22 protein-coding genes and 1 pseudogene are annotated in these 20665 nt (G+C 62.6%); 19 read left to right on the forward strand and 4 right to left on the reverse strand.

Going from position 1 to position 20665, the window contains the following annotated elements; translation table 11 throughout:
* The first annotated feature begins 85 nt into the window (after positions 1 to 85).
* The 9 genes from fabD to AC3RCP_RS10140 all read left to right on the forward strand — a co-directional run bounded on the left by fabD (position 86) and on the right by AC3RCP_RS10140 (position 8108).
* Positions 86 to 1024: an ACP S-malonyltransferase gene (fabD, locus tag AC3RCP_RS10100; RefSeq protein ID WP_492571659.1), complete on the forward strand. Its 939-nt coding sequence runs from the start codon at positions 86 to 88 to the stop codon at positions 1022 to 1024.
* Positions 1025 to 1040: 16 nt separating this feature from the next.
* Entirely contained in the window at positions 1041 to 1781 is a 741-nt protein-coding gene (fabG, locus tag AC3RCP_RS10105) for a 3-oxoacyl-ACP reductase FabG (RefSeq protein ID WP_007928054.1), read from the forward strand.
* A 196-nt stretch (positions 1782 to 1977) separates the two neighbouring features.
* A complete protein-coding gene (acpP, locus tag AC3RCP_RS10110; protein WP_003175607.1) occupies positions 1978 to 2214 on the forward strand; it encodes an acyl carrier protein in 237 nt (78 codons plus the stop codon).
* A 111-nt stretch (positions 2215 to 2325) separates the two neighbouring features.
* Positions 2326 to 3570, forward strand: a complete 1245-nt coding sequence (fabF, locus tag AC3RCP_RS10115; RefSeq protein WP_007928055.1) for a beta-ketoacyl-ACP synthase II — start codon at positions 2326 to 2328, stop codon at positions 3568 to 3570.
* The gene (gene pabC / locus AC3RCP_RS10120) at positions 3570 to 4385 is read left to right on the forward strand and encodes an aminodeoxychorismate lyase (RefSeq protein ID WP_007928057.1); all 816 of its coding nucleotides are present in this window, start codon (positions 3570 to 3572) and stop codon (positions 4383 to 4385) included. Before fabF ends, pabC begins: the two co-directional genes overlap by 1 nt.
* 3 nt (positions 4386 to 4388) lie before the next feature.
* Entirely contained in the window at positions 4389 to 5609 is a 1221-nt protein-coding gene (gene mltG, locus AC3RCP_RS10125) for an endolytic transglycosylase MltG (protein ID WP_492571658.1), read from the forward strand.
* Positions 5610 to 5628: 19 nt separating this feature from the next.
* Complete coding sequence (tmk, locus tag AC3RCP_RS10130) at positions 5629 to 6261, forward strand: dTMP kinase (protein WP_007928062.1); 633 nt, start codon at positions 5629 to 5631, stop codon at positions 6259 to 6261.
* Positions 6254 to 7240: a DNA polymerase III subunit delta' gene (locus AC3RCP_RS10135; RefSeq protein WP_009042853.1), complete on the forward strand. Its 987-nt coding sequence runs from the start codon at positions 6254 to 6256 to the stop codon at positions 7238 to 7240. The genes tmk and AC3RCP_RS10135 overlap by 8 nt, the downstream gene beginning before the upstream one ends.
* Before the next feature lie 82 nt (positions 7241 to 7322).
* Positions 7323 to 8108 carry a TatD family hydrolase gene (locus tag AC3RCP_RS10140; protein WP_277588180.1) on the forward strand — a complete coding sequence of 262 codons (786 nt, stop codon included), beginning with the start codon at positions 7323 to 7325 and terminating at the stop codon, positions 8106 to 8108.
* A 217-nt stretch (positions 8109 to 8325) separates the two neighbouring features.
* On the opposite strand, the gene AC3RCP_RS10145 is transcribed toward AC3RCP_RS10140, so the two are convergent.
* The gene (locus AC3RCP_RS10145; protein WP_007928066.1) at positions 8326 to 9459 is read right to left on the reverse strand and encodes an aminotransferase class V-fold PLP-dependent enzyme; all 1134 of its coding nucleotides are present in this window, start codon (positions 9457 to 9459) and stop codon (positions 8326 to 8328) included.
* Between the two features lie 78 nt (positions 9460 to 9537).
* On the opposite strand from AC3RCP_RS10145, the gene AC3RCP_RS10150 reads away from it, so the two are divergent.
* From AC3RCP_RS10150 to AC3RCP_RS10185, 8 genes are all read left to right on the forward strand, one after another.
* Positions 9538 to 10176 (forward strand): TetR/AcrR family transcriptional regulator, encoded by a 639-nt coding sequence (locus tag AC3RCP_RS10150; RefSeq protein ID WP_007928069.1) that lies wholly within the window; start codon positions 9538 to 9540, stop codon positions 10174 to 10176.
* Between the two features lie 139 nt (positions 10177 to 10315).
* Entirely contained in the window at positions 10316 to 11284 is a 969-nt protein-coding gene (locus AC3RCP_RS10155; protein WP_492571657.1) for a GTP 3',8-cyclase MoaA, read from the forward strand.
* Between the two features lie 235 nt (positions 11285 to 11519).
* Complete coding sequence (locus tag AC3RCP_RS10160) at positions 11520 to 12122, forward strand: DUF4823 domain-containing protein (protein ID WP_007928079.1); 603 nt, start codon at positions 11520 to 11522, stop codon at positions 12120 to 12122.
* Between the two features lie 21 nt (positions 12123 to 12143).
* Positions 12144 to 12707 carry a DUF1285 domain-containing protein gene (locus AC3RCP_RS10165; RefSeq protein ID WP_085530238.1) on the forward strand — a complete coding sequence of 188 codons (564 nt, stop codon included), beginning with the start codon at positions 12144 to 12146 and terminating at the stop codon, positions 12705 to 12707.
* Between the two features lie 70 nt (positions 12708 to 12777).
* On the forward strand, positions 12778 to 13491 hold the full coding sequence (locus AC3RCP_RS10170; RefSeq protein WP_007928081.1) for a GntR family transcriptional regulator: 714 nt from the start codon (positions 12778 to 12780) through the stop codon (positions 13489 to 13491).
* The gene (locus AC3RCP_RS10175; protein WP_492571656.1) at positions 13488 to 14486 is read left to right on the forward strand and encodes an ADP-ribosylglycohydrolase family protein; all 999 of its coding nucleotides are present in this window, start codon (positions 13488 to 13490) and stop codon (positions 14484 to 14486) included. The genes AC3RCP_RS10170 and AC3RCP_RS10175 overlap by 4 nt, the downstream gene beginning before the upstream one ends.
* A gap of 155 nt (positions 14487 to 14641) precedes the next feature.
* A complete protein-coding gene (locus tag AC3RCP_RS10180; RefSeq protein WP_101337235.1) occupies positions 14642 to 16108 on the forward strand; it encodes a purine-cytosine permease family protein in 1467 nt (488 codons plus the stop codon).
* Positions 16101 to 17033 carry a PfkB family carbohydrate kinase gene (locus AC3RCP_RS10185; RefSeq protein ID WP_492571655.1) on the forward strand — a complete coding sequence of 311 codons (933 nt, stop codon included), beginning with the start codon at positions 16101 to 16103 and terminating at the stop codon, positions 17031 to 17033. Before AC3RCP_RS10180 ends, AC3RCP_RS10185 begins: the two co-directional genes overlap by 8 nt.
* Positions 17034 to 17109: 76 nt before the next feature.
* Here AC3RCP_RS10185 and AC3RCP_RS10190 read toward each other — a convergent pair whose 3' ends face one another.
* Positions 17110 to 17490 (reverse strand): Rho termination factor N-terminal domain-containing protein, encoded by a 381-nt coding sequence (locus AC3RCP_RS10190; protein ID WP_053260217.1) that lies wholly within the window; start codon positions 17488 to 17490, stop codon positions 17110 to 17112.
* 397 nt (positions 17491 to 17887) lie between these two features.
* Here AC3RCP_RS10190 and AC3RCP_RS10195 point away from each other — a divergent pair, with 397 nt between their 5' ends.
* Positions 17888 to 18868 carry a DUF3829 domain-containing protein gene (locus tag AC3RCP_RS10195; protein ID WP_492571654.1) on the forward strand — a complete coding sequence of 327 codons (981 nt, stop codon included), beginning with the start codon at positions 17888 to 17890 and terminating at the stop codon, positions 18866 to 18868.
* Positions 18869 to 18915: 47 nt separating this feature from the next.
* Here AC3RCP_RS10195 and AC3RCP_RS10200 read toward each other — a convergent pair whose 3' ends face one another.
* Complete coding sequence (locus AC3RCP_RS10200; RefSeq protein ID WP_101337238.1) at positions 18916 to 19566, reverse strand: HD domain-containing protein; 651 nt, start codon at positions 19564 to 19566, stop codon at positions 18916 to 18918.
* Between the two features lie 264 nt (positions 19567 to 19830).
* On the opposite strand from AC3RCP_RS10200, the gene AC3RCP_RS10205 reads away from it, so the two are divergent.
* Entirely contained in the window at positions 19831 to 20310 is a 480-nt protein-coding gene (locus AC3RCP_RS10205) for a GNAT family N-acetyltransferase (protein WP_007928100.1), read from the forward strand.
* A 115-nt stretch (positions 20311 to 20425) separates the two neighbouring features.
* On the opposite strand, the pseudogene AC3RCP_RS10210 reads toward AC3RCP_RS10205, so the two are convergent.
* Positions 20426 to 20631 (reverse strand): annotated as a pseudogene (locus tag AC3RCP_RS10210) (short-chain dehydrogenase).
* Positions 20632 to 20665 lie beyond the last annotated feature (34 nt).

Consider the following 20665-nt stretch of genomic DNA (forward strand, 5'->3'; position numbering starts at 1 on the left):
AATTGGCCATCCAACTGTCAGTTTCTTGCGTCCACCACGGTGGGGCGTCAATTCTCCGACGACAAGATCATTAGGGGCTTGTTACATGTCTGCATCCCTCGCATTCGTCTTTCCTGGACAGGGCTCGCAGTCCCTCGGCATGTTGGCCGAGTTGGGCGCGCAGTACCCGTTGATCCTCGAAACCTTCAAAGAAGCTTCCGATGCTCTGGGCTACGATCTCTGGGCCTTGACCCAAGAGGGTCCCGAGGAGCTGCTCAATCAAACCGACAAGACCCAGCCGGCCATTCTGACTGCCTCTATCGCCCTGTGGCGTCTGTGGCTGGCGGAAGGCGGGGCGCGTCCGGCGTTCGTTGCCGGCCATAGCCTGGGTGAATACAGCGCGCTGGTTGCCGCTGGCAGCCTGACTCTGGGCGAAGCCGTGAAGCTGGTAGAGCGTCGCGGTCAGTTGATGCAAGAAGCCGTTCCTGCAGGGCAGGGCGGCATGGCGGCGATTCTCGGCCTGGAAGATGCCGATGTGCTGGCCGCTTGTGCCGAAGCCGCACAAGGCGAAGTGGTCAGCGCGGTCAATTTCAACTCCCCGGGCCAGGTGGTGATCGCCGGCGCCAAGGCCGCTGTCGAGCGCGCCATCGAGGGTTGCAAGGCACGTGGCGCCAAGCGCGCCATGCCATTGCCCGTCAGCGTGCCATCACACTGCGAGCTGATGCGTCCGGCTGCCGAGCGTTTCGCCGAGTCGATTGCCGCCATCAACTGGCAGGCGCCACAGATTCCGTTGGTACAGAACGTCAGCGCCGATGTGGCGCCGGATCTCGAAACCCTCAAGCGCGACCTGCTGGAGCAGTTGTACAAGCCGGTGCGTTGGGTGGAGTCGGTGCAGACCCTGGCCGCCAAGGGCGCCACCCAGTTGGTCGAGTGCGGTCCGGGCAAGGTCCTGGCGGGTCTCAACAAGCGCTGCGCCGAAGGCGTATCGACCTCTAACCTGAACACCCCAGATGCCTTCGCTGCCGCTTGCGCAGCGGTGGTCTGAATTAGGAGAAGCCTGCATGAGTCTGCAAGGTAAAGTTGCATTGGTTACCGGCGCCAGCCGCGGTATTGGCCAGGCCATCGCGCTTGAGCTGGGTCGCCTGGGCGCGATCGTTGTGGGTACCGCAACTTCCGCTTCGGGGGCCGAGGGTATTGCTGCCACCTTGAAGGAAAACGGCATTCAGGGCGCAGGCCTTGAACTCAATGTCACCAGCGACGAGTCCGTTGCTGCCGTACTGGCCAGCATTCAGGAGCAGTTCGGCGCACCGGCGATCCTGGTGAACAACGCCGGTATTACCCGTGACAACCTGATGATGCGCATGAAAGACGACGAGTGGTACGACGTGATCGATACCAACCTGAACAGTCTGTATCGCCTGTCCAAGGGCGTTCTGCGCGGCATGACCAAGGCTCGCTGGGGTCGAATCATCAGTATTGGTTCGGTGGTGGGTGCCATGGGCAACGCTGGCCAAGTAAACTACGCCACCGCCAAGGCGGGCCTGGAAGGTTTCAGTCGTGCTCTGGCGCGTGAGGTTGGCTCGCGGTCGATTACCGTGAACTCGGTGACTCCGGGTTTCATCGATACCGACATGACCCGCGACTTGCCTGAAGCGCAGCGTGAAGCGCTGCAAACACAAATTCCGCTGGGTCGTCTGGGGCAGGCTCAAGAGATCGCGCAAGTGGTCGCTTTTCTTGCATCCGACGGTGCGGCATACGTGACCGGGGCTACAATCCCGGTGAACGGCGGGATGTACATGTGAGTTAAATGTGACGGATTGCTTCAAAAAAATGTCATACGAGCTGTCTAAAATCCGTTATAAAGCTGCAATCAATTTATAGGCAGGTGGCCAAAGGGTTTGAGGAGTGAAGCTTTCAGTTGAAAAGCTGAAAAGCCTTTCTATACACTTACCCACTGGCCAGCTGCCTGAATTTGTCCATTAGGAGTGAAAACAAGGTATGAGCACCATCGAAGAGCGCGTCAAGAAAATCGTTGCTGAGCAACTGGGCGTTAAAGAAGAAGAAGTTGTTAACACCGCTTCCTTCGTTGAAGACCTGGGTGCCGACTCCCTTGACACCGTTGAGCTGGTGATGGCTCTGGAAGAGGAATTCGAGACCGAAATCCCTGACGAAGAAGCTGAAAAGATCACTACCGTTCAAGCAGCTATCGACTACGTTACCAGCCACCAGGCTTAATCGTATTTAGTCGTCTTTTGCTGTCATGGAAAAACCGCACTGCCGTTACGGCGTGCGGTTTTTTCTTTAGGCCTGATGCAAAGTGTCGTCATTAGAAAAAAGGAGAGTGCTGTGTCGCGTAGACGCGTCGTAGTCACCGGTATGGGTATGTTGTCGCCACTGGGTACGGATGTTCCGAGCAGTTGGCAGGGCATTCTGGCTGGCCGCAGTGGCATTGGTCTGATCGAACACACCGACCTTTCTGCCTATTCCACCCGTTTTGGCGGCTCGGTAAAGGGCTTCAATGTCGAGGAATACCTGTCGGTCAAAGAGGCCCGCAAGCTCGACCTGTTCATTCAATACGGCTTGGCGGCCGGTTTTCAGGCAGTGCGTAATGCCGGCCTGGAAGTGACCGATGCCAACCGCGAGCGAATCGGCGTTGCCATGGGGTCGGGTATTGGCGGTTTGACCAATATCGAAGAAACCAGCCGCACGCTGCATGATTCCGGCCCGCGTCGAATTTCTCCGTTCTTCGTGCCTGGCTCGATCATCAATATGATTTCCGGATTCCTGTCCATCCATCTGGGTGCCCAGGGGCCGAACTACGCGATTTCCACGGCCTGTACCACAGGTACCCACTGCATTGGCATGGCGGCCCGCAATATTGCCTTCGGCGAAGCCGACGTGATGATCGCCGGTGGCGCTGAAATGGCCGCCTGCGGTCTGGGCATGGGCGGCTTTGGCGCATCCCGTGCGCTGTCGACCCGCAATGACGAGCCAACCCGTGCCAGCCGTCCTTGGGACAAGGGCCGTGATGGCTTCGTGCTGTCCGACGGTGCCGGCGCGCTGGTGCTCGAAGAGCTGGAGCATGCCAAGGCCCGTGGCGCGACCATCTATGCCGAACTGATCGGTTTTGGCATGAGCGGCGACGCTTACCACATGACTTCGCCACCCGCCGATGGCGCCGGTGCGGCGCGTTGCATCGCCAATGCGCTGCGTGATGCCAAGCTGAACGTCGAGCAGGTGCAGTACATCAACGCCCACGGTACCTCGACCCCTGCCGGTGACCTGGCGGAAGCCGAGGCGATCAAGAGCGTGTTCGGCGATCACGCCTACAAGCTGGCGATCAGCTCCACCAAGTCCATGACCGGCCATCTGCTGGGTGCCGCGGGTGCCATTGAGGCCATCTTCAGCGTGCTGGCGATCAACAGCCAGGCAGCGCCACCGACCATCAACCTCGATGAGCCGGATGAAGGTTGCGACCTGGATTTCGTGCCACACACCGCACGCAACATGGACATCGACGTGGTGCTGTCCAACTCCTTCGGGTTCGGCGGTACCAACGGCTCCCTGGTGTTCCGCCGGTTCGCCGGCTGATGGACAGCTGGGTCGACGGTCAGCCGGCTGACGTTCTGTCGCTCAAGGACCGCGGCCTGGCTTATGGCGATGGCCTGTTCGAGACCATCGCGGTAAGGGCAGGCCAGCCCTTGTTGCTGGAGCGACACCTGCTGCGCCTGGCCGAGGGCTGTTCGCGCCTGGCCATCGCTGCCGATCAGGCGTTGATCCGCAGCGAGCTCACCGCCTACGCCTCGCTGCTGGGGGAGGGCGTGCTCAAGCTGATCCTCACCCGGGGTGACAGCCAGCGCGGTTATGCCGCCGACCCGCGAGCGCAGCCGCGGCGAATCCTCCAGGGCAATGCGCCGGCCGCTTATCCGGCGACGCATGCCGAGCAGGGGGTTCGACTGTTCCCTTGCACCACCCGCCTGTCCGAGCAGCCCTTGCTCGCCGGCCTCAAACACCTCAACCGACTGGAGCAGGTTCTTGCCCGTTCCGAGTGGCAGGACAGCGAGCATGCCGAAGGCTTGATGCTCGACGTTTCCGGGCGGGTGATCGAGGGCGTGTTCAGCAATCTGTTCCTGGTGCGCGACGGTGCCTTATTCACGGCCGATCTGAGCCGTTGCGGGGTCGCCGGAGTGATGCGCGCTGAAATATTGTTTCAGGCCGCGTCGTTGGCTATTCCCACGGAAATCGCCGACATCAGTCTCGAACAGTTGCAACAGGCCGACGAAGTCTTTGTCTGCAACAGTGTCTATGGCATTTGGCCGGTGCTTGCCTGTGGCGCGCTGCGCTGGTCGGCCGGACCGCTCACCCGTAAACTGCAACGCATTGCCCGCACGCTACTGGATGCCTGATTTGTGAGACGTAAACTATTGCTTCTGCTGGAGACCGGACTGGTTCTGGCAGGTCTGGCGCTGGGCGCCTCGGCCTGGAAGTTGAACTCGGCGCTGGAGCAGCCTCTCAACCTGACCCAAGAGCAATTGCTCGACGTGCCGGCTGGCTCGACGCCAGGCGGTACCTTCAACCGTATGGAAGCCAATGGCGTTCTCAAGGACGCGTTCTGGCTGCGCCTGTACTGGCGCTTCAACATGGAAGGGCAGCCACTGCACAGCGGTGAATACCGCATGACCCCAGGGATGACCGCGCAAGGCCTGATCGGGGTCTGGCAGCGCGGTGAAGTGGTGCAGTACAGCCTGACCCTGGTGGAAGGCTGGACCTTCCGTCAGGTGCGCGCCGCGTTGGCCAGGCATGACAAGCTCGAGCAGACCCTGAATGGGTTGAGTGACAGTGAAGTCATGGAAAAGCTCGGTCACGGCGGAGTTTTCCCCGAAGGCCGGTTCTTTCCCGATACCTACCGTTTCGTGCGTGGGATGACCGATGCCGAGCTGTTGGAAAAAGCCTACAGCCGGTTGGACGAGGTGCTGGCCAAGGAATGGAACAAGCGCTCGGCCGATGTGCCTTATACCGAGCCTTATCAGGCGCTGATCATGGCCTCGCTGGTGGAGAAGGAAACCGGCATGCCCCAGGAGCGCGGACAGATTGCCGGGGTATTCGTGCGCCGCATGCAGGTGGGTATGTTGCTGCAAACCGATCCGACGGTGATCTATGGTCTGGGTGAGCGTTACAACGGTAAGTTGACCCGCGCCCTGCTGAAGGAGGCGACCCCCTACAACACCTACGTGATCAGTGGCTTGCCGCCGACCCCGATTTCCATGGTCGGTCGCGAGGCGATCCATGCCGCGCTCAACCCGGTGCCGGGCAGCAGTCTGTATTTCGTGGCGCGTGGCGATGGCAGCCATGTGTTCTCCGACGATCTGGATGCGCATAACAATGCCGTGCGCGAGTTCCAGCTCAAGCGTCGCGCCGATTATCGTTCCAGCCCGGCACCGGCGGGCAGCCCGGCGGCTTCCGAAACTCCGGAGTCGACCCCGGCGGTGTCACCCGATACGGCACCCGAGGCAGTTCCGCAGACGTCCCCTGAAGAGCCCTCTCAGGAGGCTCCCCAGGTGAGCCCGGAAGTACCGCCGCAAGCACCGCTCGAAACTCCCGTCGAGCCCGAGCCGAAAAGCCCGCAATGACTTTGATTAAGGACTGCCTGTGACTGGCTTGTTTATTACTCTGGAAGGCCCGGAAGGCGCGGGTAAAAGCACCAACCGCGAATACCTGGCCGAGCGCCTGCGCGCCGCTGGCATCGAGGTGTTGCTGACTCGCGAGCCGGGCGGTACGCCCTTGGCCGAGCGGATCCGCGAGGTGCTGCTGACCCCCGGCGACGAGGTCATGAATCCCGATACCGAGCTGTTGCTGGTGTTCGCCGCGCGCGCCCAGCATCTGGCCGAGGTGATTCGTCCGGCGCTGGCCCGTGGCGCGGTGGTGTTGTGCGACCGTTTTACCGACTCCACCTACGCCTATCAGGGCGGTGGTCGTGGTTTATCCGTGGAGCGCATCGCGACCCTGGAGCAGTTCGTTCAGGGTGAGCTGCGACCCGACCTGACCCTGGTGTTCGACCTGCCGGTCGAAGTGGGTCTGGCCCGCGCCAGCGCTCGTGGCCGTCTGGACCGTTTCGAGCTGGAAGGCCGGGTGTTCTTCGATGCGGTACGCCAGGCGTACCTGAAGCGCGCGGCGGCCGATCCGGCTCGTTACCTGTTGGTGGATGCGGCGCAGCCGCTGTCCCAGGTCCAGCAAGCACTGGACGCCCTGTTGCCGAAATTGCTGGAGCTGCACCGTGGCTGAGGCCTTTCCCTGGCAGGACGAACTCTGGCAGCAGCTGGCGGGCCGAGCGCAGCATGCCCACGCCTATCTGCTCCATGGCCCGGCGGGCATCGGCAAGCGTGCGCTGGCCGAGCGCCTGATGGCGCGTCTGTTGTGCCAGCGTCCGGCCGGGCTGGATGCCTGCGGGCAATGCAAGTCGTGCTTGCTGCTGCAGGCCGGCAGCCATCCGGACAACTACGTGCTGGAGCCGGAGGAAGCGGACAAGGCGATCAAGGTCGACCAGGTGCGCGAGCTGGTCAGCTTCGTGGTGCAGACCGCGCAACTGGGCGGGCGCAAGGTGGTGCTGATCGAACCGGTGGAGTCGATGAACATCAACGCTTCCAACGCGCTGCTGAAAAGCCTCGAAGAGCCGTCCGGCGATACGGTGTTGCTGCTGGTCAGCCACCAGCCGAGCCGCTTGTTGCCGACCATCAAGAGTCGCTGCGTGCAGCAGGCCTGTCCTCTGCCCAGTGAGGCCATGAGCCTGCAATGGCTGAGCAAGGCCCTGCCGGACTGCTCGGAAGAGGAGCGGGTCGAGCTGTTGACCCTGGCGGCCGGTTCGCCCCTGGCGGCTGTCAGCCTGCAAGCCCAGGGCGCGCGCGAGCAGCGGGCGCAGGTGGTCGACGGGGTGAAGAAGTTGCTCAAGCAGCAGCAATCGCCGACCCAGCTGGCCGAAGGCTGGAATGCGATACCCTTGTTGCTGCTGTTCGACTGGTTCTGCGACTGGTCGAGCCTGATCCTGCGCTATCAGCTGACGCAGGACGAGGAGGGGCTGGGATTGGCCGATATGCGCAAAGTGGTGCAGTACCTCGCGCAGAAGTCCTCCCAGGCCAAGGTTCTGGAGATCCAGGACTGGATCCTTGCGCAGCGCCAGAAGGTGTTGAACAAGGCCAACCTCAATCGGGTGCTGTTGCTCGAAGCCTTGCTGGTGCAGTGGGCCGCACTGCCCGCGCGCAACTGACGGCGGCGCCTGGAAACAAACCGAATCGCCGGCTGCCACTCGGGCCGGCCTGTTCATTGACCGAATGTGGTTGTCGCTTCTTATGCTTGTAGATTCCCATTGTCACCTCGATCGCCTCGACCTCGCCGCTCATGACGGCTCCCTGGATGCCGCCCTGGACGCTGCTCGTCAGCGCGGTGTCGGGCATTTCCTGTGCATTGGCGTCAGTGCCGACAATGCGGCCGACGTCAAGGCGTTGGCTGAGCGTTATGACGACGTCGATTGCTCGGTGGGTGTCCATCCCCTGGATGTCCAGCCTGGCGCCGCGCCAGCCCTCGACTGGCTGCTGCGGGAGTTGAATCACCCGCGGGTGGTGGCCATCGGCGAGACCGGCCTGGATTACCACTACGAGCCGGAAGCCGCGCAGTTGCAGCAGGAATCCTTCCGCCTGCACCTGCAAGCCGCCCAGCAGACCGGCAAGCCGGTGATCGTCCACACCCGTGGCGCGCGCGCCGATACCCTGACTCTGCTGCGCGAAGCGGCGTTGCCGCAAGCCGGGGTCCTGCACTGCTTCACCGAAGACTGGGACATGGCCAAGGCCGCGCTGGACCTGGGTTTCTACATTTCCCTGTCCGGGATTGTCACTTTCCGCAATGCCGATGCACTGCGGGACGTGGCGCGCCAGGTGCCGGCCGACCGTTTGCTGGTGGAAACCGATTCGCCGTACCTGGCGCCGATTCCTTATCGCGGCAAGCCCAACCTGCCGCAGTACGTGCGTGAAGTCGCCGAGTTCCTGGCCATGCTGCGTGGGGAGCCCTACGAGCGTTTTGCCGAACAGACCACCGAGAACTTCAAGCGTCTGTTCCCGCTGGCGCACGTCAAGGGCTGAATCGCAGGCAAAAAAAACCCGGGTTCTGGGGGGTGAATCCGGGTTAAGACCATTAGGAGTAAAACAAAGGCACGCCATCCCTTGGTACCTTCATCGGCGCTTCACTTGGGGGAGATGTCACGCCGACATTTCAAGTATTGATCACTATTGAATTCAGTCCAGTTGGCCTTGCTCGTTTTTTAAACAAATTTGGAATACGAGCGCTTCGCTTGAGTTCTCATTGCCGGGCGATATCAGCCACGATGGCAAGAGTTTCGTCGATTACGCGCTTTTCAGTATAGAAATGCGGTGAAAATCTAACCCCTGGGCCACGGGGAATACACACCACCTGCTGCTGTTGCAGCGCCTCATGAACTGCCTGATTATCGATGCCATCGATACTGAACGAGAAAATTCCGCCGCGTCGGGCAGGGTTGAGCGGGGTGTGCAGGCGTACGCCGGGGATAGCATTCAGGCCATCCTGGAGCCACTGGACCCGTTCGGCGATCAAGGTCGCCACGTGCTCCATGCCCACTTCTTCCAATAACGACAGGCTTGCTTCCAGGGCCATGGCGCCGAGCATGTTCGGGCTGCCGCACTCGAAGCGCCGCGCGCTCTTGGCCGGTTCCCATTCGCTGCGGCTGTAATCGCCCATGTGTTCCAGCATGTGCCAGCCGAACTCATGGAGCTTGAGCTGCGCGCGCAGCTCGCTGCGGCAATAGAACACGCCGAGGCCTTCAGGCCCGAGCATCCATTTGTGGCCGTCGGCCATGGCGAAGTCGCATTGATAGGCCTGGACATCGAAGGGTTGGGCGCCCAGTTGCTGGATGGCGTCGATGCAGAACAGCACGTTCTGTTGTTTGCAGCCTGCGCCCAGGCGCTGCAGATCCAGGCGCAGGCCGCTGGCGAACTGCACCGCGCTGATCGCCATCAGCCGGGTGCGCGGCCCGCAGGCGGCCAGCAGAGCGCCTTCCGGATCGTCGCCCTTGAGGCCGACCTGCAGCACTTCCACACCCTGGCTGGCCAGGGCTTCCCAGACGACGCGGTTGGAGGGGAATTCCTCGTCGCTGATGACGATCTGGTCACCTTGTTCCCAAGGCAGACCAAAGGCGACGAATGACAGCGCCTCCGAAGTATTTTTGACCAGCGCGATGTCATCCGTTGACGGTGCATTTAGCAGGCGCATCAGGCGTTCGCGCAGGCGTTGCTCAAGGGCCATCCAGTCCGGATAATCCCGGGCGCCCAGCAAAACGTTCTCTTTGGCGAAGCGCGCCACGGCTTCGGCGGCCCGATTTGGCCAGGGGGCGACAGCTGCGTGATTCAAATAACGCAGGCCCGGGGCCTGTACAAATTCATCAAGAAACATAGTCATGGTCGGATGATCCGTGCATTTTGGCGCAATTTAGGCATAATACGCGGCTTCGATTTTGACCCCGACAGACCTTTTCTTATGCAGAAAGAACCTCGTAAGGTCCGTGAGTTTCGTCGCCGTGAGCAAGAAATTCTCGATACCGCGCTCAAGCTGTTCCTCGATCAAGGTGAAGACAGCGTCACCGTCGAGATGATCGCTGATGCCGTTGGTATCGGCAAAGGGACCATCTACAAGCACTTCAAGTCCAAGGCGGAGATTTATCTGCGCCTGATGCTCGATTATGAGCGCGACCTGAACGAGCTGCTGCACTCTGCCGATGTCGACAAGGATAAGGAAGCCCTGTCCCGGGCCTACTTCGAATTCCGCATGCGTGATCCACAGCGTTACCGGCTGTTCGATCGCCTGGAAGAGAAGGTGGTCAAGGGCAACCAGGTGCCGGAAATGGTCGAGGAACTGCACAAGATCCGTGCTTCCAACTTCGAACGCCTGACCCTGTTGATCAAGGGCCGCATCAGCGAAGGCAAGCTCGAAGACGTGCCGCCTTACTTCCACTACTGCGCGGCCTGGGCGCTGGTGCATGGCGCGGTGGCGCTGTATCACTCGCCGTTCTGGAGCAACGTGCTGGAAGACCAGGAAGGCTTCTTCCAGTTCCTGATGGACATCGGCGTGCGCATGGGCAACAAGCGCAAGCGCGACCCCGATAGCTCCGGCAGCTGATTCATTCAATGGCCTTATGGCGCCATGATTTTTCTATATGGCGCAGTGTCCCAGGAATATACTCAGGCATGGGACTTGCCAAAACCTGATTTTTGAGTCAGGTTTTGGTCGGTTCACTCTTCCTTCGCCGGAGTCATCCATGATCGTTGATCGTCAAGGCAGGCGTTTTCGCAATCTGCGTATCAGCCTGACTTCTGCCTGCAACTACGCCTGTACCTACTGCGTGCCCAACGGCAAGCGGCTGGTGGCTGCCCAGGACGAGTTGTCGGCCGAGGCCATGGCGCGCGGCGTGGCCTATCTGATCGAGGCCGCAGGCATCGAACGCCTGCGGATCACCGGCGGCGAGCCCCTGGTCAGTCCGAAACTCGAAGCCTTCATGGCGGCGGTGGGGCAAATGGGGCTGGAAGACATCAGCCTGACCACCAATGGCCAATTGCTCGCACGCAAGCTGCCGTTGCTGGTGGATTCCGGTATCCGGCGCATCAATGTTTCCCTCGATACCCTGGACGCCTCGGCTTTCCGCGGCATTGCGCGTGGCGGCGATCTGGCGACCGTGCTCGACGGCATGGACCAGGCTCGCGCGGCGGGCATGAAAATCAAGGTCAATATGGTGCCGCTGCGCGGGCAGAACCTGGACCAGGTAATGCCGCTGCTCGACTACTGCCTGGAGCGTGACTATGAACTGCGCTTTATCGAGCTGATGCGCATGGGCCACCTGGCCAGCGATTCCAACGCTTTCCTGCAGCAGTTCGTCAGTCTGCAGCAGCTGCTGAGCCTGATCGGCGAGCGCTACGAATACCTGCAGGCCGATGCGCCGGTGGACGCCACCGCAGTACGCTATGAAATTCCGGGGCAGGGCCATTTCGGCGTGATCGCCAACGAAAGCGTACCGTTCTGCCGGACCTGCTCGCGCCTGCGGCTGTCGTCCACCGGCTGGCTGCACGGTTGCCTGTCGTCGAGTAACCGGCATTACGTCGGCGATCTGCTGGACAAGCCGCGCCACCAGGCCTTGCCGGCCTTGCAGCGCTTGCTGGTCAAAGCCTTGGGCGACAAGCAGGACGTGGCATTCTCCGGTGGTGCGACGGTGATGAAAATCATCGGCGGCTAAACCCCATCTCCCTGATCCCCGTCCTCTGTAGCCGCTGCCGCAGGCTGCGATCGAGGGCGTAGCCCTCGCCAATCCAGGCGACCTATTTCTCTCCAGCCAATAGCCTTCACCAGGTTTGTGGCTGCTGCGCAGCCATTCGCAGCCTGCGGCAGCGGCTAGAGGAGCATGAGCTGGCGCGGAAGCTGCATCTCGTGGCCATTCGCCGGTTTTCCGTCACCGGCTTCTGGAGGGAAGGATGCGTAGCCTGGTTTTGCTGCTGGCTTTTTTGGGGCTCGGCGGCTGCATGAATGTCAGCGATATGGGCGAGGGCGTTCGCTATCACATGAGTGATGCGGGTTTTCTCGATCACAGTAATACCCAGCGCTCCAACTCGTTCCGCGTTCAACCGGACTCGTTCATTTTCATCGCCCAGGGCGCCTTTGCGCCGCCGGGTAGCGCTTACCCGCGCCCCAACGTGGTGGCCGAGGAAGCCTTCAAGGGCTTTATCGAATACTTCCCCATGGTCCGCCGCGCCCGGGCGCCGGAAGGTCTGGACCAGGCCATGGCCGAGGCCCGTGAGGTGGGTGCGCATTACCTGCTGTACACCCGTTTCGCCAAGGCCGACGACCGCATCGGCAACTCCGATGAATGGTTCGACCAGGAAGCCGTGGATCGCCTGGGGATCGACAACGGTGTGATTCAGATCATGCTGATCGAGACCAGTACCCAGTATCTGATCGACACCGCGCGGATTCGCAGTCGTGGCGGTTTACTGACGTTCCACGACAAAAAGCCGGAAGACCTGCTTGGCCCGCCGCTCGAACAATACGCCCGCAGCCTGTTAGGCTTGAGCGATTAAGCCAAGCACGAGGAGAGCAGCATGAGTGGTCCGGGCAAAGCCAACGATCTGTTGGCGCAGATTCCCAAGGCGCAGAAGGGCTTGCCGCCGGTCCACCTGTGGAACCCCGACTTCTGTGGCGATATCGACATGCGTATCGCCCGCGACGGCACCTGGTACTACCTGGGTACCCCCATTGGCCGCAAACCGATGGTCAAGCTGTTCTCCACCATCATTCGCCGCGACGGCGACGACTATTTCCTGATCACCCCGGTGGAAAAGGTCGGCATCAAGGTCGATGACGCGCCTTTTGTCGCCGTCACCCTGGAGGTAGAAGGGGAAGGCGAGGCCCAGGTCCTGCGCTTTACCACCAACGTCGACGAGCAGGTCAGCGCCGGCAGCGAGCATCCGCTGCGAGTGGTGATCGACCCGCAGACCCAGGAGCCGGCGCCTTACGTTCATGTACGCAGCAATCTGGAGGCGCTGGTGCACCGCAATGTGTTCTACCAACTGGTGGAGCTGGCGGTGAGCCGTCCGATCGACGGTCAGAACTGGCTGGGCGTCTGGAGCGGCGGGGTGTTCTTCCCGATCGGCCTGGAGCCCTGAGCTGCGAAACCTCTTGTAGATCGAATAAATATCTTGCGACGAAGATCCCGTTTCGGGTATCAATTTGTACATGATTAGACATGTTCGATTTGACAAGAAAAAACGCGTGGTCGACGAGCTGATCCGACGCATCGAAAGCGGCCTCATGGAGGACGGTTTCCTGCTGCCGGGCGAGCATCAGTTGGCCCAGGAATTCTCGGTGAGTCGTGGCACCCTGCGTGAGGCCCTGGCCGAACTCAAACGCCGCAACTACATCGCCACCCAGAGCGGGGTCGGCTCCATCGTCACCTTTGACGGTGTGGTGCTGGACCAGCAAAACGGCTGGGCCCAGGCCCTGGCGGACAGCGGGGCGCTGATCAACACCGAGCTGCTGCGCCTGGAAGCGGTGCAGCGTCCCGACCTGCTCAGTCGCTTCGGCACTGACCAGTTCATCGCCCTGGACCGGCGCCGACGCTCTACCGACGGCACCGTGGTTTCCCTTGAACGTTCCCTGATGCCTGCCACCGGTGGCCTGGAAAGCCTGCCGCGAGTAGGGCTGATCGATGATTCCCTGACCATTACCCTGGCCGCCTACGGCTATATCGGCGAGCGCGGCGATCAATGGATTGGCGCCGAGCCACTGGGTGAAGAAGAGGCACGACTGCTGGGACGTCCGGCCGGCAGTGTGTTTCTCAAGGCCCTGCGGACCACCTATGACCGCCGCGGGCGTTTCATGGAACAGGTGGAGAGTTTTCTCGACCCGCTGCACTTTCGCCTGCACCTGGAATTCGGAGCACAGAAATGATCCCGCTGGATCGCGCTCTGGGCGCCTTTTACGGGCTGGCCCTGGGCGATGCCCTGGGCATGCCGACCCAATCCTTGAGCCGACAGCAGATCAAGCAGCGTTTCGGTGCCATCCATCGCCTGGAGGACGCCGGCCCCGATCAGCCGATTGCCGCCAACATGCCCAAGGGCTCGATCACCGACGACACCGAGCAGGCGATCCTGGTCGGCGACCTGCTGGTCGCGGGCAAGGGCCGGATCGAACCGGCGGCGTTGGCCCACAGCCTGATCGAGTGGGAAGCGGCGATGCAGGCCAAGGGCTCCCAGGACCTTTTGGGCCCCTCGACCAAGCGCGCCATCGAGATGATCCTCGCCGGCCATACCGCGGAAGAGGCCGGGCGCTACGGCACCACCAACGGCGCGGCGATGCGCATCACCCCGGTGGGCATCGCAGCGAACGTCGACGATGTCCAGGGCTTCATCCGCGCGGTGGTGGAAGCTTGCCAGGTCACCCATAACACCACGCTGGGTATCTCCAGCGCGGCGGCGGTGGCGGCGGTAGTATCCGCCGGGATCAATGGCGTGCCGCTGGGTGACGCCTTGCAGATCGGTGTGCAGATCGCCCTGGAAGCGGAGCGGCATGGTCACTGGGTGGCTGGCGGCCGTATCGCCACGCGCATCAGTTGGGCGCGCACCCTCAGCGTCGAAAGCGACAAGGCGCTGCTGGCCGATCTGCTGTACGACGTGATCGGCACCTCCGTCGCGTCCCAGGAATCGGTGGTGGTGTCCTTCGCCCTGGCGCATCAGGTGGCCATCGGCGAGCTGCAGGCGTTCGAGGCGCTGTGTATGGCCGCGAGCCTTGGAGGCGACACCGATACCATTGCCGCCATCCTCGGCGCGATGCTCGGTGCCTGCCAGGGGATGGAGTGCTGGCCGGCCGCCTTGATCGAGCAGATCAAGCTGGTCAACGACCTGGACCTCGAACCGCTGGTGCAGGGGCTGCTGGCCCTGCGTTAAAGACTGGCTGCATGGCCAAGGTTCCCACCACCTGTGCGCGAGCCGTCGCTGAAGCATTTTTGCCATGGATAGCAGGAAACGGCGAGGAGTGCCGGGATGTCTGATCGACTTCCGAAATTGCCGACAATCACAACAAGGGCAACAGGAGCTTTTTCATGAGTGCATCGAACCCCGGGCAAAGCGCCGGGCAACTGGAAACCCGCGGCATCGAGCCGGTGCCGGAAGGCGAGTGCAACGGCCATCCGCTGCAACTGTTCTGGGTCTGGTTCGCCGCCAATATCAGCATCCTCGGCTTGCCGCTGGGGGCGACCCTGGTGGCCTTTCGTGGCCTGTCGATCTGGCAGGCGATCATCGTTGCCATCCTCGGCGCCGCCGGTTCGTTCGCGGTGGTGGGGATCATCTCCATCGCCGGGCGTCGCGGGCGGGCGCCGAGCCTGACGCTGTCGCGGGCGATCTTCGGCGTGCGCGGCAATATCGGCCCGACCCTGGTGTCGCTGATGTCGCGGGTGGGCTGGGAAACCGTCAACACCACTACCGCTGCCTTCGTCCTGCTGTCGCTGTGTTCGATCCTGTTCGGCTCGCCGGTGGAAGCCAAGAGTGCGCCGCTGCTGACCCTGCTGTTCATCGGCATTTTCGTGCTGCTGACCCTGGCCGTCTCCGGCCTCGGCCACGCCACCTTGCTGGTGATCCAGAAGTGGGCCACCTATGTGTTCGGCGCGCTGAACCTGCTGGTGGGCGGCTTCCTCTGCGCCACCATCGACTGGAGCGCGGTGTTCAACGCCACCCCGGCGCCGTTGAGCGCGATGATCATCGGTATCGGCACCATGGCCGCGGGCACCGGTATCGGCTGGGCCAATACCGGTGCCGACATGTCGCGTTACCAGCACAGCAGCGTCAAGGCCTCGCGCCTGGTGGCATCGGCGGCCTTCGGCGCCGGCATTCCGCTGGTGCTGCTGATTACCCTGGGTGGCCTGCTGTCGGTGGGCAACGATGACCTGGCCTCGGCCACCGACCCGATTGTGGCGATTCGCGACATGCTGCCGACCTGGATGGCGGTGCCGTACCTGATCACCGCTTTCGGCGGTCTGCTGCTGTCGAACAATCTGTCGGTGTACTCGGCCGGCCTGACCACCCTGACCCTGGGGCTCAAGGTCAAGCGGGTGTACGCGGTGGTGGTGGACATCGTGGCGATCTTCGCCGGCTCCATCTACTTCATGCTGATCGCCGAGAGTTTCTATGGGCCGTTCATTACCTTCATTTCCTTGCTGGCGGTGCCTCTAACCGCCTGGGTCGGGATCTTCGTGGTCGACCTGATCCACCGTCACTACTACAGCCCCAAGGATCTGCTGGACGTCAGCCCGAGCAGCGCCTACTGGTATCGCGGCGGTGTCGAATGGCGGGCCTTCGGTGCCTGGGCACTGGCTATAGTGCTGGGTTTCAGCTTCACCACCATCGGCACCAGCGCCGAGAACGTCTGGTTCGCCGGGCCGCTGGCCGATTCCTGGCTGGGCCATAACGGCCTGGGCTGGATCGTCACCTTCCTGGTAGCCGGCGGCGTGTATGCCGTGCTGGGCGGGGCCAGGGATCGCCGCGGTGCTTTTGTCGAGAATGCCAATGCCTAGAATGCTGCACACCGGCCAGGTTATCGTCGATCTGGTGATGTCCGTGGAGCGCCTGCCGAGCTCCGGCGGCGATGTGCTGGCGCAGTCCGCCAGCTTCGAGGCCGGCGGCGGCTTCAACGTGATGGCTGCCGCCCAGCGAAACGGCTTGCCGGTGCTGTACCTGGGGCGACACGGCAACGGCCGCTTCGGGGATCTGGCACGTGAGGCGATGCGCGCCGAGGGCATCCGGATCGCTCTCGAGGCCAGCCGTACCGAGGACACCGGTCTGTGCGTGGCGCTGACCGAAGCTACGGCCGAACGCAGCTTCATTTCCTATATCGGGGTGGAAGGCCAGCTGTCGGCCGAGGACCTGGACGGTGTCGCGGTGCAGGCCGATGACTTTGTCTATGTCAGCGGCTACAGCCTGCTGCATGTCGGCAAGGCCGAGGCTTTGCTGGACTGGCTGCTGGCCTTGCCGCAGGGGATCCAGGTGGTGTTCGATCCGGGCCCGCTGGTGGAATCGCCGGACTCCGCGGCCATGCGCCGGCTGCTGCCGCGTATCGATATCTGGACCAGCAACAGCGTCGAGGCCTTGCGCTTCACCGGGACCTCGACCATCGCCGAAGCCCTGCGACGCCTGCATGACGAACTGTCGCAGGAGGTGTTGCTGGTGGTCAGGGACGGGCCGCAGGGCTGCTGGGTCAGCCAGCATGGCCATAGCGCCCATGTGCCGGGCTTCAAGGTCCGGGCGGTGGACAGCAACGGCGCCGGCGATGCCCATGCCGGAGTCTTCGTCGCAGCGCTGGCGCAGGGGCTGGAGCCAGTGCAGGCGGCGCGCCGGGCCAACGCCGCGGCGGCCCTGGCGGTGACTCGCTGGGGGCCGGCCACCGCGCCGGGTGCTGCGGAGGTGGATGCGCTGGTCAATGGGGATAGCGTCCGAGCCTAGGCGTTTGCCGGCTGAACGAGAGCGATCGCGAGCAAGCTCGTTCCCGCCGGGAGTAGGCCTGCTCGCGATCCATGGTTTATCCCGCCTTGCGCAATGCCTCGATCAGTTCCTGCTTGCTCATGGTCGAGCGGCCGCGAATGTTCTTCGTTCGGGCCTCCTTCAGCAGGCTGTCCTTCGTCTGGGTACTCAGCGACGTCGTGCTGTTGCGGGCATGTCCTTCACGGCTGGCGACGGCACGCCTGGCCGAGGACTGGCGCGCGGCGGTTTTTTCCGAGGCCGGTGTGCGTTGCCCGGAACCGCCAGCCCGTTCCCCTCCACCGGACTGCTTGTTCACCGTGGCCCAGGCGCGCGCTTCGGCCTCGTCCTTGGGCACGCCCTTGGCTTCGTAGCCGGCTTCGATATGCGCGGCCTTGCGCTTCTGTTCGGCGGTGTATTTGGCTTTGCTTCCACGAGGCATGAGGGCTCTCCTTTGGCAATGGGTACCTGAAGTTGGGGCGGGAAAAAGGCCGATAAGTGCCCGGGAATCGACGGATGGGCTCTGGATACCCTGCCAGAGGGTGTGATCGCTATCACAGAAGCGCGGCATTTCGCGCAAGAGGGGCAGGCCTGGGCGGCCCAAGGTTTGCCAGGGCGGGGGAAGTCTCGCACAATGCCTGCCCCGGAAATGGATGCGTCTGACGAGTCGTCAGGCCTTTTCGCGAGATGCTCATGGATGATTCTTGCGCCCCAGATCAGGGGCAGCTGATCGACACAGTACGCCCGCTATCAATCCCCTGTTGTGCAAATCCAACCCCGTCACCGGTCTGCCGCTGCCGTGCGGTGTGGTCGTGGCCTGTTTTTAAAGGAATGAACCAATGAATACCCGGATGTTTTTGGCTGCGGCCCTGTTGGGCGGCAGCGTGCTGCTGGCCGGTTGTGGTGACAAGAGTGAAAAGGTCAGCCAGCCCGCGGCACAGGTCGATGCCCGGCAGCAGGAAATCGATAAATACAACCAGTACGTCGGTGCGGCGAACAGCATCAGCGAACCCTTCCAGACCTTCCTCCAGCGTTACCAGCAGTATGAGGTGCCGGCCCTGACGGGCAAGGCGCCGATCACCGCTTTCAGCGTCGGCAACGATATCCTCATCGATCGCCTGAGCCGGGCCCTGGATGGCGCCCTGGCCATCGATACGCCAATCCCGGAAGTGGATCAGGCGGCCCAGGCCTTTTCCGCGGCGCTGAAAACCCTCTCGCCGTTGAGCCATGAACTGCAGACCTACGCCACTTCCAAGGGCTACCTGAGCGACAACGGCGACCTGGCCCGTCGCCAGAGCCAGGCCTATCTGGCCGCCCTGACTGCGGTCAGCGAGAAGGAGCAGGACTTCTACACCGGCCTGGGCGCGCGTGACCTGGCGCTGACCAAGCAGGCATTCGATGAGGCGCCGAAAGACACCGCGGCCTACTACCGGGCCGGGTTGATCTACTACGGCAAACTCAACACCGCCGATGCCGAGACGCTGTTCGCCGAACCGAACGATCCGCAGGCCCTGGCAGCCTTCGAGAAGTCCCTGGCACTGGTGGCCGACGCGGCCGCGGGCTGGAATGGCAAGGTCAGCGCCCAGGCCGCACAGAGCGGCAAGTCGTGCGGTGGCGGCATGCTGGAAATCAATGAGTTCATCGGCCAGTCGCGTTCGATCGTCCGCGACGTCAAGGACGGGGTGTACAAGCGCGCTCCCGAGGGCGCGATGAAGAACCTGCCGGCACAGATGCAGAGTTCGAGCATCGTCCGCTCGGCCAACCGCTACAACCGCACCTACGGCAACATGATCAATCGCTTCAACCATCCGACCTGCTGAGTCGTGGTGATCTTGCAGGCTTCAGGATTAGCCCGCAGTGGAGTAAGTCAGCCACCGATCTCATCGATGAATTCGTCCATGAAGCGCTTCAGGCGGGCATGGCGCACCTGCGCCAGGCGCGCTCCGGTCACGGTCTGGAAGCCCTCGGCCAGGTGCAGCAGCTTGGTGTGGAAGTGGTCGAGGGTGAAGTTCAGGTCGTCGTAGTCGCGGTGTTCGGCGTGCGGGTCGTGGGGATCGTAGAAGGCTCGGTTCAACCGGCCGCCGACATAGAAGGTGCGGGCCACGCCGAGAGCGCCCAGGGCGTCGAGACGGTCGGCGTCCTGCAGGATCTTCGCCTCCAGGGTGCGAGCCTCGATTGCGGCGGAAAAACTGTGGGCTTCGATGGCGTGGGCCACCGCGGCGATCGTCGCTTCGGGCCAGCCCAGTCGGTGCAGCAGGGCCGAGGCCTTTTCCGCTGACAGGCGCGAGGCCTGGGCGCGCAGCGGTGAGCTCTTTTCCACGGCGACGCAATCGTGCAGCAGGGTGGCGGCCAGCAGCACTTGCAGATCGCCGCCGTCTTCCCGGGCGATGCGCCGCGCATTGGCCCACACCCGCTGCAGGTGCGACAGGTCGTGGGCACCATCGTCGACGGGCTCCAGCGCGTGGGGCAGCAGGGTGTTGGCGAGATCGGGCAGGGGAGCAAAAGCGTGGGAAGTCATTTCAGCCAGGCAGTAAAAAATACAGGCGCACACTGTAGCCGCTGCTGCAGGCTGCGATAAGGCCCGCGGGACCTTCGGGCGCCGATAAAAGTGCCGTGCGCTTCGCGACCGATCGCAGCCAGCGGCAGCGGCTACAGGTATCGGGCAATTCCGACATGGACAATCACCCGCCACGACCTCCAGGCATATCCCTGTGAAATACCCGTGCATGTCCTTCCCCTGTCGATCTAATATGGCCGCCTGCCTTCCAATCGAGACCCGCCGATGTCCGTCGAAATCCGTCCAGCCGTGCCCAGCGATGCACCGCAAATCCTTGCCTTCATCAGGGAGTTGGCCGATTACGAACGTGCGCGCCATGAGGTCATCGCCAGCGTCGCCGACATCGAGCGCAGCCTGTTCAGCGAGGGCGCCACGGCCCACGGCCTGATCTGCCTGCGCGATGGCGTGCCGATCGGCTTCGCGGTGTTTTTCTTCAGCTATTCCACCTGGCTGGGCAGCAATTGCCTGTACCTGGAAGACCTCTACATCACCCCCGCACAACGCGGCGGCGGCGCTGGCAAACAGCTGCTGCGGCACCTGGCGCGGATCGCCTGCGACAACGGTTGTGGGCGCTTCGAGTGGAGCGTGCTGGAGTGGAACGAACCGGCGATCCAGTTCTACAAATCCCTGGGCGCCCAGCCCCAGGAAGAGTGGGTGAGGTATCGCATGGATGGCGATGTGCTGCGCGCGTTCGCCCAGGGCTGATTTACCCGGCGCTTCTTTCGTGCAGGAGCGAGCTTGCTCGCGATAGCAATCCTGACAGTCCACTCCATTCTCAAGGCAGCCCTCAAGTTCAGGGCTGCCGTCGTTCGACCAGGGCTCAGGCCTGCAGGTGCCAGCCCATCACATCCAGTAGATCGCAGCTGTCGCGCAACAGGATGGCGCTGGCCAGGTGTTGCAGTCGGTGTTGTCGGCGGCTTTCATGTCTAGCCGCGACAGGCTTTCCAGCAGTTGGTTGACGGCCAGCAGACGGGCGGCGCTGTTGGCGTGGAGGACATCGAGTGGGGTGGTTTTGTCGATCAGCAGGTCGCCGCTGGCATCTCCGCCGAACTCGGCGGCC

Source organism: Pseudomonas sp. GW822-FHT05A08, from assembly GCF_058800485.1.

Excerpts from the sequence above, each read along its gene's own strand:
- AC3RCP_RS10195 (WP_492571654.1), top strand. The coding sequence starts at position 17,888 with ATGAATACCCGGATGTTTTTGGCTGCGGCCCTGTTGGGCGGCAGCGTG.
- AC3RCP_RS10145 (WP_007928066.1), bottom strand. The coding sequence starts at position 9,459 with ATGACTATGTTTCTTGATGAATTTGTACAGGCCCCGGGCCTGCGTTAT.
- fabD (WP_492571659.1), top strand. The coding sequence starts at position 86 with ATGTCTGCATCCCTCGCATTCGTCTTTCCTGGACAGGGCTCGCAGTCC.
- AC3RCP_RS10160 (WP_007928079.1), top strand. The coding sequence starts at position 11,520 with ATGCGTAGCCTGGTTTTGCTGCTGGCTTTTTTGGGGCTCGGCGGCTGC.
- AC3RCP_RS10205 (WP_007928100.1), top strand. The coding sequence starts at position 19,831 with ATGTCCGTCGAAATCCGTCCAGCCGTGCCCAGCGATGCACCGCAAATC.
- AC3RCP_RS10150 (WP_007928069.1), top strand. The coding sequence starts at position 9,538 with ATGCAGAAAGAACCTCGTAAGGTCCGTGAGTTTCGTCGCCGTGAGCAA.
- AC3RCP_RS10140 (WP_277588180.1), top strand. The coding sequence starts at position 7,323 with ATGCTTGTAGATTCCCATTGTCACCTCGATCGCCTCGACCTCGCCGCT.
- AC3RCP_RS10170 (WP_007928081.1), top strand. The coding sequence starts at position 12,778 with ATGATTAGACATGTTCGATTTGACAAGAAAAAACGCGTGGTCGACGAG.
- AC3RCP_RS10190 (WP_053260217.1), bottom strand. The coding sequence starts at position 17,490 with ATGCCTCGTGGAAGCAAAGCCAAATACACCGCCGAACAGAAGCGCAAG.
- AC3RCP_RS10185 (WP_492571655.1), top strand. The coding sequence starts at position 16,101 with ATGCCTAGAATGCTGCACACCGGCCAGGTTATCGTCGATCTGGTGATG.
- AC3RCP_RS10175 (WP_492571656.1), top strand. The coding sequence starts at position 13,488 with ATGATCCCGCTGGATCGCGCTCTGGGCGCCTTTTACGGGCTGGCCCTG.
- pabC (WP_007928057.1), top strand. The coding sequence starts at position 3,570 with ATGGACAGCTGGGTCGACGGTCAGCCGGCTGACGTTCTGTCGCTCAAG.
- AC3RCP_RS10200 (WP_101337238.1), bottom strand. The coding sequence starts at position 19,566 with ATGACTTCCCACGCTTTTGCTCCCCTGCCCGATCTCGCCAACACCCTG.
- AC3RCP_RS10155 (WP_492571657.1), top strand. The coding sequence starts at position 10,316 with ATGATCGTTGATCGTCAAGGCAGGCGTTTTCGCAATCTGCGTATCAGC.
- AC3RCP_RS10165 (WP_085530238.1), top strand. The coding sequence starts at position 12,144 with ATGAGTGGTCCGGGCAAAGCCAACGATCTGTTGGCGCAGATTCCCAAG.
- acpP (WP_003175607.1), top strand. The coding sequence starts at position 1,978 with ATGAGCACCATCGAAGAGCGCGTCAAGAAAATCGTTGCTGAGCAACTG.
- fabG (WP_007928054.1), top strand. The coding sequence starts at position 1,041 with ATGAGTCTGCAAGGTAAAGTTGCATTGGTTACCGGCGCCAGCCGCGGT.
- AC3RCP_RS10180 (WP_101337235.1), top strand. The coding sequence starts at position 14,642 with ATGAGTGCATCGAACCCCGGGCAAAGCGCCGGGCAACTGGAAACCCGC.